The 11,609-nt window shown below is 73.5% G+C and carries 8 protein-coding genes and 1 pseudogene; 6 read left to right on the forward strand and 3 right to left on the reverse strand.

The features are described 5' to 3' along the window. The first annotated feature begins 182 nt into the window (after positions 1-182). Both P8T65_RS45260 and P8T65_RS45270 read left to right on the forward strand, forming a co-directional pair. Positions 183-2,630 (forward strand): SpoIIE family protein phosphatase, encoded by a 2,448-nt coding sequence (locus P8T65_RS45260; protein ID WP_316731240.1) that lies wholly within the window; start codon positions 183-185, stop codon positions 2,628-2,630. Positions 2,631-2,884: 254 nt separating this feature from the next. Beyond that, the gene (locus tag P8T65_RS45270) at positions 2,885-3,079 is read left to right on the forward strand and encodes a hypothetical protein (protein WP_316731978.1); all 195 of its coding nucleotides are present in this window, start codon (positions 2,885-2,887) and stop codon (positions 3,077-3,079) included. A gap of 37 nt (positions 3,080-3,116) precedes the next feature. Here P8T65_RS45270 and P8T65_RS45275 read toward each other — a convergent pair whose 3' ends face one another. Beyond that, on the reverse strand, positions 3,117-3,677 hold the full coding sequence (locus P8T65_RS45275; RefSeq protein WP_316731241.1) for a hypothetical protein: 561 nt from the start codon (positions 3,675-3,677) through the stop codon (positions 3,117-3,119). An 82-nt stretch (positions 3,678-3,759) separates the two neighbouring features. Between P8T65_RS45275 and P8T65_RS45280 the strand changes: the two are divergent. Then, positions 3,760-4,460: pseudogene (locus P8T65_RS45280) on the forward strand (Dyp-type peroxidase); the annotation flags it as partial. Between the two features lie 154 nt (positions 4,461-4,614). Here P8T65_RS45280 and P8T65_RS45285 read toward each other — a convergent pair. Next, the gene (locus P8T65_RS45285) at positions 4,615-6,186 is read right to left on the reverse strand and encodes an amidohydrolase (protein WP_316731242.1); all 1,572 of its coding nucleotides are present in this window, start codon (positions 6,184-6,186) and stop codon (positions 4,615-4,617) included. A 227-nt stretch (positions 6,187-6,413) separates the two neighbouring features. On the opposite strand from P8T65_RS45285, the gene P8T65_RS45290 reads away from it, so the two are divergent. From P8T65_RS45290 to P8T65_RS45300, 3 genes are read left to right on the forward strand one after another with little or no spacing between them, the layout of a single operon-like run. After that, positions 6,414-8,135 (forward strand): ABC transporter ATP-binding protein, encoded by a 1,722-nt coding sequence (locus P8T65_RS45290; protein ID WP_316731243.1) that lies wholly within the window; start codon positions 6,414-6,416, stop codon positions 8,133-8,135. Further along, positions 8,132-10,252, forward strand: coding sequence for an ABC transporter ATP-binding protein (locus P8T65_RS45295; RefSeq protein WP_316731244.1), 2,121 nt, complete (start codon positions 8,132-8,134; stop codon positions 10,250-10,252). The genes P8T65_RS45290 and P8T65_RS45295 overlap by 4 nt, the downstream gene beginning before the upstream one ends. Continuing rightward, positions 10,252-11,319, forward strand: a complete 1,068-nt coding sequence (locus P8T65_RS45300) for an iron-siderophore ABC transporter substrate-binding protein (protein WP_316731245.1) — start codon at positions 10,252-10,254, stop codon at positions 11,317-11,319. Before P8T65_RS45295 ends, P8T65_RS45300 begins: the two co-directional genes overlap by 1 nt. A 67-nt stretch (positions 11,320-11,386) precedes the next feature. On the opposite strand, the gene P8T65_RS45305 is transcribed toward P8T65_RS45300, so the two are convergent. Beyond that, positions 11,387-11,596, reverse strand: coding sequence for an MbtH family protein (locus P8T65_RS45305; RefSeq protein WP_149830609.1), 210 nt, complete (start codon positions 11,594-11,596; stop codon positions 11,387-11,389). Positions 11,597-11,609 lie beyond the last annotated feature (13 nt).

Raw genomic sequence — 11,609 nt, forward strand, 5'->3', positions numbered from 1 at the left:
ACCCGTGTCCGGCTGTCCGATCCCTCCGCTCTCAGGGCCCGGCCGACCTCATGCCGCCGCGGCAGTCGGCCGGGCCCTCGGTTGAGCGGGACTCGCCGCGGCGGGATGCTGGAGGCAGCGCCCCCGGTGGGCGCGCAGCGCCGTGCTGGAAAGCGGCAGGAACGACGTCGGGGTGCACACCCATGGACAACGAGCCCGACACGACCACAGGAGCAGAGGGAACAACCGCACCCGACGACTTTGCGGTCGTCGTCGACGCCCGCGGAGTCGTCCTGGTGTGGAGCGCCGGGGCAGGCCGGCTGCTCGGGTACGAGCCCGAGGACGTGGTGGGCCGACCGGCCGCCCATCTGCGGGCCGCGAGGCTGCCCATCGCGCTGCGACGTCACCTGGCCGCCGGTGAGCCCTGGGTGAGTGACCTGGCCCTGCGGAGGCGGGACGGCGACCGGGTCACCGTGCGGCTCCGGGGCACGCCCCTGCTGGACGCGCGCGGCAGGATCCACTGGGTGGTCGGTCCGGCGGCGGTGACCTACTCCGCCGGGCCGACGGACGCGGGATCCGCCCAGCTGTGGGACCTCACGCTCGCACAGCTTCCGCTGCCCGTTGCCATCTACGACAGCGAGGCCCGGTTCGTCACCTGCAACCAGGTCATGAGCCAGGCCATGGGGCTGAACCCGGAGGAGATGGGCGGGAAGACGCTGTGGGAGATCTACCCCACCCCACCCCTGGACGAGATAGACCGGCTCCAGCACCAGGTCGTACGCACCGGCGAGATGATCTTCCGCGAGGAGCAGCCCTTCCGCGCCTCCGGTGAGGTCCGCGACCACGCGTGGTCGCTGTTCCTGTCCCCGGTGAAGGACAGGGCGGGCGCCGTGCTCGGACTGTCGGCCCTGGTCATCGACATCACCGAGCAGTACTGGGCCCGCCGGCGCCTGGCCGTGCTGAACGACGCCAGCGTGCGCATCGGCAGCACCCTCGACGTGACCCGGACCGCCGAGGAGCTGGCCGAGGTGGCGGTGACGGGGTTCGCCGACTTCGCCACCGTCGATCTGCTGGAGTCGGTCGTCCAGGGCCACGAGCCGCAGCCCGTGCCCCCGGACGCGTCGGTCGTCTGCCGCCGCACCGCGCAGCGGTCGGTGCTCCGTGGATGCCCGGAAGCCGTGGTCGCGACCGGCGACACCGACATCCACCCGCCGGGCTCCCCACCGGCCCAGGCCCTGATCACCGGCCGGGGCAGCCACCACAGCGCGGGCGACCCGCTGCTGCGTGCGTGGACGGCGGCCGTGCCGGGCCGCGCGGAGAACATACGGCGATTCAAGATCCACTCGCTGTTGATGGTGCCGCTCCGGGCCCGCGGCGTCACCCTGGGCGTGATGCAGCTGATGCGCCACCGCACCGAGGACGCCTTCGGTCAGGACGATCTGGTGCTCGCCGAGGAGATCGCCGCGAGAGCGGCCGTGAGCATCGACAACGCCCGCCGCTACACCCGTGAGCGCCGGACCGCGCTCGCCCTCCAGCGGAGTCTGCTGCCGGAGCGGCTGCCCGAGGTGGAGGCCGTGGACCTCGCCTACCGCTATCTGCCGGCCGGCCCGGGGGACGAGATCGGCGGGGACTGGTTCGATGTGATCTCCCTGTCCGGGGGACGGGTGGCGCTGGTGGTGGGCGACGTGGTGGGCCACGGTGTGCACGCCTCGGCCACGATGGGGCGGCTGCGCTCCGCGGTACGGACCCTCGCCGACGCCGACTTCACGCCCGACGAGCTGCTCACCCGCCTGGACGACCTGGTCATCCGCCTCGACCGGGAGGAGGGTCCGGACGCGCGACGCGCGACGGAGGAAGCCTCGGGCGAGGTCGGGGCCACCTGCCTCTACGCCGTCTACGACCCCGTCGCCGGTGTGTGCGACCTGGCGCGGGCCGGCCACCCGCCCCCCGTTCTGCTGCGCCCCGACGGCACGGCGGAGATTCTGGACCTGCCCCCCGGGCCACCGCTCGGCCTGGGCGGACTGCCCTTCGAGGCAGCCCGCGTCGACATGAGCGAGGGCAGCATGCTCGCCCTCTACACCGACGGCCTCGTCGAGGCTCCTGGTCGTGATGTCGACGTCGGACTCGACCTGCTCGCTGAGGCGCTGCGCTGCCCGGCCAGCGACCTGGAGGGGACCTGCGACGAGGTACTGCGCAAGGTGCAGCCCGACCCCCCGGCCGACGACATCGTCCTGCTCCTGGCCCGGACCGCCACGCTCGGCGCCGACCGGGTACGCACCTGGGAGCTGCCCATGGACCCTGCGGCCGTCGCGGGGGCACGCCGGGAGACCGGCGAGCAACTCGATGCCTGGGGACTGGCCGAGCTCGACTTCTCCACCGAGCTGATCGTCAGCGAGCTGGTCACCAACGCGATGCGTTATGGCAACGCCCCCATCCGGCTGCGGCTCATCCGCGCCGACGCCCTCGTCTGCGAGGTCTCCGACGGCGGCAGCGCCGCCCCGCACCTGCGACGTGCCCGCGTCTTCGACGAGGGTGGACGCGGACTGCTGCTCGTCGCCCAGATCGCCGAGCGCTGGGGCAGCCGCCAGACCTCCGTCGGCAAGACGATCTGGGCCGAGCAGCCCCTGCCGGGCACCGAGACCCCCATCTGACGGACGGCCGGTGGGCTTCCGGTCCTGAAGGTCGTCAGTCGGCGCTGAGGGGGACCTGTAGTCGTACGCGGTAGCCGCCTTCGGTGGTGGGGCCTGCGTTGAGGGTGCCGTGGAGGATGCCGGCTCGTTCTCGTAGTCCGACGAACCCTTGTCGTGATCCGGTGAGGTAGGCGTGGGTGCCGCTGGATTCGACGAGTTTGTGGAGGTCGGTGATGGTGGGTTGGGGGGAGTTAGGTGGAGTTGCGGCCGGAGGCGTGGAGCACGGTGACCATGGTGCGGAGTTCGTCCAGGGTGGTGACGCTCAGGGAGCGGATGTGATGATCGGCTGCGGTGCCGCGTTGGTCGCCGCGGCGGTCGCCGTGTGCATCCCCGGCGCACGGGCCGCCGCCGACTCCGGCCCGGAGGACCGGGAGACGAGCACGGTGGTGGCGCCGGCTTCCGCCACCTGAGAGGGCCGGGGCGGACGGGGAGGGACGTCCGGCGTGGTCAGCCCGTGCGGCACAGCAGGGCGGAGAGGGCGAGGCGGGAGGAGGAGGCCCAGTCCGCAGACCTGGGCAACGTCCTGCGGGCGGAAGGGGAGCCGAGCACGGCCGCCGCCGCCATCGCCGTCGCGGCCGGGGGTGTCAGCGCGTCGAGTTCGGCGATCAGCGGTTTCGCCTCGCGCAGCAGTCCGTCGATGTCGGTGCCGGGCCGGTCGGGCCAGTGGCCGGGACGCCAGTCCGCCGCGACGAGCAGGCGCAGCAGGAGCGGATTGCCCTCCGCGGCGGCGCACACCTGACCCGCGAACTCCCGCAGCGCGGCGGGCTCGTGCGCGTGCGGCACGCGACTCTCGGACACGGGCCGGTCGGCGAGCAGGGCGGCGGCCGCCTCCGCGTCGAGGGGACCCGGTTCGATCCGCGTCACCGTGCCGGCGCGGACCCCGTCCTCCAAGGCCTCCCGCAGCTCGGGCGGGGTCTGCCGGGGCCGGTGGGCGAGCGCGAGCACGAACGGGCCGGGCACCACGAAACGGACCAGCCGGACGAGCGCCGCCGTCGACACGGATCGCATCCGTGCACGTCGTCCAGCACCAGGACACCACCGGCGGCCCAGCGGGCGGGCCGGTCGCGGAACTCGGCGAACGCTGCGGGCGGTGGGCTTCTCCAGCCCCGACGGATCCCTGGGCTGTGTCGCCGGGATCGGTGCCGACGCCTGGGACCGGCTCCTCGGCACGCCCCACCCCGCCGCCCTGCACCCCTTCCCGCAGCTGGAGGGCCCCGGCACCGGGCCGCGTCCACCCCGGGCGACCTGCTCTTCCACATCCGGGCGGCACGCGTGGACCTCTGCTTCGCGCTGGCTGCCGAGATCATGCGGCAACTGCGCGGCGCGGTCGCCGTGGAGGACGAGGTCCAGGCCTTCGCGTCCTTCGACTCCCGCAATCTCCTCGGCTTCGTCGACGGCACCGAGAACCCGGTCGGGCGCCTGGCCGCCGACGCGGTGCTGGTCGGTGTCGAGGATCCCGGCCTCCGGGGCGGCAGCTATGTGCTTGTGCAGAAGTACCTGCATGACGTCGAGTCCTGGGAGAAGCTGCCCGTCGAGGCCCAGGAGAAGGTCATCGGCCGGACCAAGCTGACCAATCTGGAACTGGACGTGGAGGGTTCGCACGTCGACGTCAACACCCTCCTCGGACCGGACGGCACGGAGCAGCGCATACTGCGCGCCGCGATGCCGTTCGGCAGGCCCGGACAGGGCGAGTTCGGCACGTACTTCATCGCCTATGCCCGCGAGCCCTCGGTCCCCGAGGCGATGCTGCGCAGGATGTTCCTCGGCGAACCGCCGAACGGTCACGACCGGATCCTGGACTTCTCCCGGGCCGTGACCGGAACCATGTTCTTCGTGCCCTCGGCGGACTTCCTGCGCACCATCCCGGCCCGTCGCCCACCGATCTGGCCCGTCGCCCACCGATCTGACCCAGCGTCCGCCGATCCGACCGGGGCTCACCGAGCCGTCAGTACACGTCCTCGCCCTCGACGAACGTCCGCACCACCTCGATGTCCCCGATCCGGGACACGTCCACCCGGCGCGGATCGTCTCCCAGCGCGACGAGGTCGGCCCGCCTGCCGGGGGTGATGCTGCCCGCGTCGCCGTCCCAGTGGCAGGCGCGGGCGGCCTCGACGGTGTACGCGCGCAGCGCCTCCTCGACCGTGATCGCCTCGCCGGGGCCGATGAGGCGGCCGGACTCCGAGGCCCGCTCCACCATGAACTGGATCGCTCGCAGCGGGGCGCCGTTCGCGACCGGGCGGTCGGAGCTGCCGGCGACCCGGACACCGTGGTCGAGGAAGCCCCGGCCCCGGTACAGCCAGCCAGCCCGGTCCTCGCCCATGATCGTCGCGTAGTCGTCGCCGTAGTAGCGCAGGAAGCTCGGCTGGATGACGACGGTGACCCCCAGCGCGGCCAGCCGGGGCAGTTGGTCGGGGCGGACCAGCCCGGCGTGCTCGACGCGATGGCGCGCCTCCGGGCGGGGGCTCAGCTTCCGGGCCTTCTCCAGCGCGTCCAGGGCAACGTCCAGGGCCCGGTCGCCGATCGCGTGCACGGCCAGCTGCCAGCCCGCGAGGTGTCCCTCGACGATCGTGCTCTCCAGGACCTCGGGCTCGTGCATGAGCTGACCGGAACCGCCGGGGCCTGCGGGTGTCAGGTACGGGCTGGTGAGGGCCGCCGTACGGGCCATCATGCCGCCGTCGGTGAAGATCTTGAGCGAGCCCAGTGAGAGGGCGCCCTCGCCGAAGCCCGTGCGCAGGCCGAGGTCGATCGCCCGGCTCGTGGTGTCCTCGGCGTCCGCGCGGACCGGGCGCAGCGCGTCGGCGGCCACCATCAGCCGTACCCGCAGCGGCAGCCGGCCCGACTCGTGGGCGAGCTGGTACGCGGCGCCCTCGATGGGGCTGTGCCCGAACAGCCGTGCCCCGACGCCCGCTTCGGCGCACCCCGTGATGCCCTCGGAACGGCAGACGCGGGCGGCGTGCTCGATCGCCGTCGCCAGTTCGGCGAGCGAGTGCGGCGGCCGGGAGCGCAGCGCGGCCCCCATGGCGCCCTCCGCGAGGAAGCCGTCCGGCCGTGCCACCTCCGCCGGAAGCCCCGCGAGGACCGCCGAGTTGACGAGGCAGGCGTGCCCGGAGAGGTGACCCAGGTATACCTTGCGGCCGGCGCTGACGGTGTCGAGGTCGCGCGCCGTGAGCGGGCGGTCGAGGGTGCGCTGGTCGTAGCCGCCGAAGTCCACCCAGCCGCCGGCCGGGGCCTCGGCCACCGCCTCCGCGACCACCCGGAGCACGTCGTCGGCGCGCCGACTCGGCGCGACACCGGGCGCCTTGGCCTTCAGGCCCGCCCACGCCAGGTGCACATGGGCGTCGACGAAGCCGGGGAGCACGGTGGCGCCGTCCAGGTCCAGCGTCCGCCGCGCCGGAAGGTCCGCCACGTCCTCGTCCAGACCGACGACGCGCCCCCGCCAGATCCCGAGCTCCCGGGCGGCCGGGCGGTCCGGATCCATCGTGACGATGCGGGCGTTGGTGATCCTGGTGCTGAGCACGGACGGGTCCTTCCGGTCGGGGCGGTGCGCCCTGTGTGTTCTTGTGTCGGTGAAGTGGCTTGATATGTCTACGAGGTGACGGTCGGTTCGGCCAATGTCCCTGCGTTCGGGAGGCTGCTCAGGTCTCGAAGACGTCTCGGGGCTGGTCCAGGAAGACAAATGTAGTTAGCCTTACCTAAGTTTTCTTGTACGTCTCCTGTGTTGGCGAAACCGGTCCGGAGTGTTGCGTGAGAAAAGCGGACCCACCGGGACGGAACGTCCTGTGGCGTGCGGTCGGCGGACAGCGTCGGGACGTCCTGCTCGGCTCGGTCCTGGGGATGGGACACCAGACGGGCGAGGCCCTGGTGCCGGTGCTCATCGGACTGGCCATCGAACGCGGGGTCGTGGACGGCGACATCCCCGGACTGCTGCTGTGGCTGCTCGTCCTGGCCGCCGTGTACGTCGGGCTCTCCTTCAGCTTCCGGTTCAGCGCGCGGGCCGGTGAACGTGCCGCCGTCACCGCCGCGCACCACCTCCGGACCGCGCTCGTCGGCCGAGTCCTCGCCCCCGAGGGCGGCGCCGAACAGGGAAGGCTGTCCGGCGAGTTGACGAGCATCGCCACCGAGGACGCCAAGCGGGTCGGCGCCGTCGCCATGGCCCTCATCGTCGCCTGCGCGGCCACCGCCGGGCTCGTGGTCAGCGCGGTCGCCCTGCTGCGCGTCTCGCTCGTCCTCGGCCTGCTCGTCCTCCTGGGCACCCCCCTGCTGCTGTGGCTGGGACACCTGTTGAGCAAGCCCCTGGAACGGCGCAGCGAGACCGAACAGGACCGCGCCGCACAGGCCTCCGGTGTCGCCGCCGACCTGGTGGCCGGACTGCGCGTCCTCAAGGGCATCGGTGCCGAGCAGGCGGCCGTCGCCCGCTACCGGCGCGTCAGCCAGGACTCCCTCGCCGCGACCCTGCGCGCCGCCCGCGCCGAGGCCTGGCAGAACGGCGTCGTCACCATCCTCACCGGCGCCTTCATCGCCCTGGTCGCCCTCGTCGGCGGACGGCTCGCCGCACGCGGTGACATCGGCCTCGGCGAACTCGTCTCCTCCGTGGGGCTCGCCCTGTTCATCGTCGGCCCGCTCTCCGAGTTCGCGTGGATCAACACCGAACTCGCGCAGGGCCGCGCCTCCGCCGCCCGTATCGCCGAGGTGCTGGACGCCCCCGGGGCCGTACCCGCGCAGGGCCCCGCCGAGGCCCTCCCGGCGGCCGACGTCGAGGGACGGCTGACCCTGCGCGGCCTCACCCACGGCCCCCTGCGCGGGGTCGACCTCGACATCGCCCCCGGCGAGACCGTCGGCGTCGCCACCACCGACCCCGCCGACGCGACGGCGCTGCTGCGCTGCCTCGGCCGCCACACCGACCCCGACGACGGCTCCGTGGAACTGGACGGCACCGCGCTGACCGCGCTCGGACCGGACGCCGTCCGCGCCGCGATGCTCGTCGCCGAGCACGACGCCGACCTGTTCGAGGGCACGGTTCTGGACAACGTGACGGCGGCGATCGGCATCACGGCGCCGACGCCCGCGACGGTGGCCGTCACCGCCGCCATGGCCGCCTCCGGCACTGACGAGGTCGCCCGCGCGCTGCCCGACGGCGTGCACACCGCCGTCACCGCGCGCGGCCGTTCACTCTCCGGCGGCCAACGCCAGCGCGTGGCCCTGGCTCGCGCCCTGGCCGCCGACGCGCCGGTCCTCGTCGTGCACGAACCGGCGACCGCCGTCGACGCCGTCACCGAGAGCCGCATCGCCGCCGGCATCCGGGACGTCCGCGGCGGACGCACCACGCTCCTGGTGACCAACAGCCCCGCCCTGCTCGCCGTCACCGACCGTGTCGTCCTCCTCCACGAAGGCCGGGTCACCGCGACCGGCGACCACGAACGCCTCGTCCACGAGTGCGCCGACTACCGGACGGCGGTCCTCACATGACCGATCACGCCGCATCCGCGGGGACCGACGAGGCCGCGGAGGCCCCTCGACACGCCGAGACCGCGCGAGCCGGGGGAGCCGGGGGCGCCGGGGGAGTCCTCCGAGGCCGAGACGCGGCAGCGCTCGCCGAAGCCGGCCCGCCCGCCGAGGGCGCGGACGCGGGGAAAGACGTCCGGTCGGTCGTGGCCGCGGACGACGCCGGAACCGTCCGGCCCGACGAGGCCGTGGGCGTCGCCGAAGCCGGGGAAGTCGGCCACGGCGTCGGAGCCGTCGAGGCCCACTCCCGGAGCAGTGACCAGGCCGGACCCGTGCTGCTGCCCGTCGCCACGCCCGCCCGTACGCGTGCCGCGGTCGCCGAACTTCTGCGGCCGCAGCGGCGGTTGGCGGTGTCCGCGTTCGCCGTCATGGTCGGGTCCACCGCCCTCGGCCTGCTCGTGCAACCCCTGCTCGGCCGGATCGTCGACCTGGCCGCCGACCGGGGATCCGCCGACGCCATCACCGGCACCGCGGCGCTCCTCGTGGCCGTCGCCGTCGCGCAGGGCGTCACCGCCGGGTTCGGGCTGTCGCAGATCGCCCGGCTCGGCGAGACGACCCTGGCCCGGCTGCGCGAACGCTTCGTCGAGCGTGCCCTGGCCCTCCCCCTGGACCGCGTGGAGAAGGCCGGCGCCGGCGACCTGACCGCCCGGGTCACCGCCGACGTCTCCCTCATCGCCGACGCCGTACGCAACGCGTTGCCCGCGCTCGGCCGGTCGGTGCTCACCATCGTCCTCACCTTCGGCGCCCTCGCCCTGCTCGACTGGCGGTTCCTGCTGGCCGCGCTCCTCGCGGTTCCCGTGCAGGCGGCCACCGCCCGCTGGTACGTCGCCCGCGCCATCCCGCTCTACGCCGAGCAGCGGGTGGCCGCCGGCGCCCAGCAGCAGCAGATGCTCGACACCATCGGCGGCAGCTCCACCGTGCGCGCGTTCCGGCTGGGCCGCGAGCACACCGAGCGGGTCACCGAACGGTCGTCGTCGGTGGTGGCGCTGACCATGCGGGGCGTGCGGCTCGTCCTCGGCTTCTACAGCAGGCTGCACATCGCCGAGTACATCGGGCTCGCCGCCGTCCTCGTCGCCGGCTACTGGCTGGTCCGCGACGGCTCCGCCAGCATCGGCATGGCGACCGCCGCCGCCCTGTACTTCCACAGCCTGTTCGGCCCCGTCAACGCGGCCCTCGCCCTCCTCGACGACGCACAGTCGGCCACGGCGGGCCTCGCCCGGCTCGTCGGCGTCACCGACGAACCCGTGGCCCCGCCCCCGACACGCACCGTCGCGGCCGGCGGTGTCGACGTCACCGTCCGGGGGCTCGGCCACGCCTACCGGCCGGGCCACCCCGTCCTGCACGACATCCACCTGACGATCCGCCACGGCGAACGCGTGGCACTCGTCGGCGCCAGCGGTGCCGGCAAGACCACCCTGGCGCGACTCGTCGCGGGCATCCAGCCGCCCACCACCGGCGCCGTCCTGGTGGGCGGGATCCCGCCCACCGAACTCGGCTCCGCCGCCTCCCGCACCATCGCCCTGATCACCCAGGAGACCCATGTCTTCGCGGGCCCCCTCGCCGACGACCTGCGGCTCGCCAGGCCCGACGCCACCGACGCCGAACTGCGCGCCGCGCTCGACCGGGTCGACGCCCTGGCCTGGGCCGAGGCCCTGCCCGACGGCCTCGCCACGGTCGTCGGCGACGGCGGTCACCGGCTCAGCGGCGAACGGACCCAGGCCCTCGCCCTGGCCCGGCTGATCCTCGCCGACCCGCCCCTGGTGATCCTCGACGAGGCCACGGCGGAGGCGGGCAGCGCCGGAGCCCGCACGCTGGAGAAGGCCGTCGCCCGCGCCGTCGACGGCCGGACCGCGCTGATCGTCGCCCACCGCCTCAGCCAGGCGGCGACCGCCGACCGCGTCGTCGTCATGGAGGACGGCCGCGTGGTCGAGAGCGGCACCCACGACGAACTCCATGCCGCGCGAGGCCCCTACGCCGCCCTCTGGGCGGCCTGGTCGGACGCCCGCGACACCGGCCCCCGGCCGGCCCCCGAGCCCCCCACACGCACCGCTCCGCAGAAACCCGAACCGAAGGACCGCTGATGTTCCGCTCCCGCAGAGCGCCACGGCTCGCCGTCGTGCTCGCCTCCGCCACCCTGCTCCTCGCCACCGCGTGCGGGGGCGGCTCCGACTCCGACGACGCGTCGGGCGCCGGCGCGGAGGCGAGCACCTCCTCCGGCGACTCCGCCTTCCCGGTCTCCCTCGACCACAAGTACGGCAGCATCACGATCAAGGCCGAACCCAAGCGGATCGTCACCGTCGGCCTCACCGACCAGGACGCGGTCCTCGCCCTCGGCAAGGTGCCGGTCGGCACCACCGAATGGCTCGGCGGCTACAAGGGCGCCATCGGCCCCTGGGCCGAGGACAAGCTCGGCTCCGCCGAGGCGCCGACCGTCCTGAAGGACACCGGCACCGGCCCGCAGGTGGAGAAGATCGCCGCCCTCAAGCCCGACCTGATCCTCGCGGTGTACGGCGGACTGACCAAGGAACAGTACGAGTCGCTGTCGAAGTTCGCGCCCGTGGTCGCCCAGCCGAAGGCGTACAACGACTACGGCGTCCCGTGGCAGGAGCAGACCGAGACCATCGGCAAGGCGCTCGGCAAGCCCGAGGAGGCCGCGAAGGCGGTCGCCGACACCGAGGCGAAGATCAAGGCCGCCGCCGACGACACCCCCGGCTTCAAGGGCGCCTCGGCGGTCATGGCGACCCCGTACGAGGGCATGTTCGTCTTCGGCAGCCAGGACGCCCGCTCCCGTCTGCTGACCGGCCTCGGCTTCACCCTGCCGGCAGACCTGGACAAGGCGATCGGCGACAAGTTCGGCGCGAACATCAGCAAGGAGCGCACCGACCTGCTCGACCAGGACGCCGTCGTGTGGATCGTCGGCGACCCCGCGAAGGACGCCGCGAAGCTGCACAAGGACGCCTCCTACAAGGACCTGAAGGTCGTGAAGGAGGGCCGCGAGGTCTTCGTGAACGAGAGCAGCGACTACGGCAACGCCACGTCCTTCGTCTCGGTCCTCAGCCTGCCGTACGTGGTGGAGCGGCTGGCTCCGCAGCTGGCCGCGGCCGTCGACGGCAAGACGGACACCGAGGTGGAGCAGCCCGCCTCCTGACGCGGGCGGCGACAACGCGGCACGAGGGGGGCCTGTCACCGACCGGCCCCCTCTCGTTTACCTGGTGTCAGCCGTCCATCGACTCCGCCAGGCTGCGCGGCCGCATGTCCGTCCAGTGCGTCTCGACGTGCTCCAGGCAGGACTGCCGCGAGTCGGGTCCGTGGACCACCCGCCAGCCGGCGGGCACGTCCACGAAGTCCGGCCACAGGCTGTGCTGGTTCTCGTCGTTGACCAGCACCAGGTAGGTGCCCTCGGGGTCCTCGAACGGGTTGCTCATGCCACTCCTCTTT

Source organism: Streptomyces sp. 11x1 (assembly GCF_032598905.1).
GTDB lineage: Bacteria > Actinomycetota > Actinomycetes > Streptomycetales > Streptomycetaceae > Streptomyces.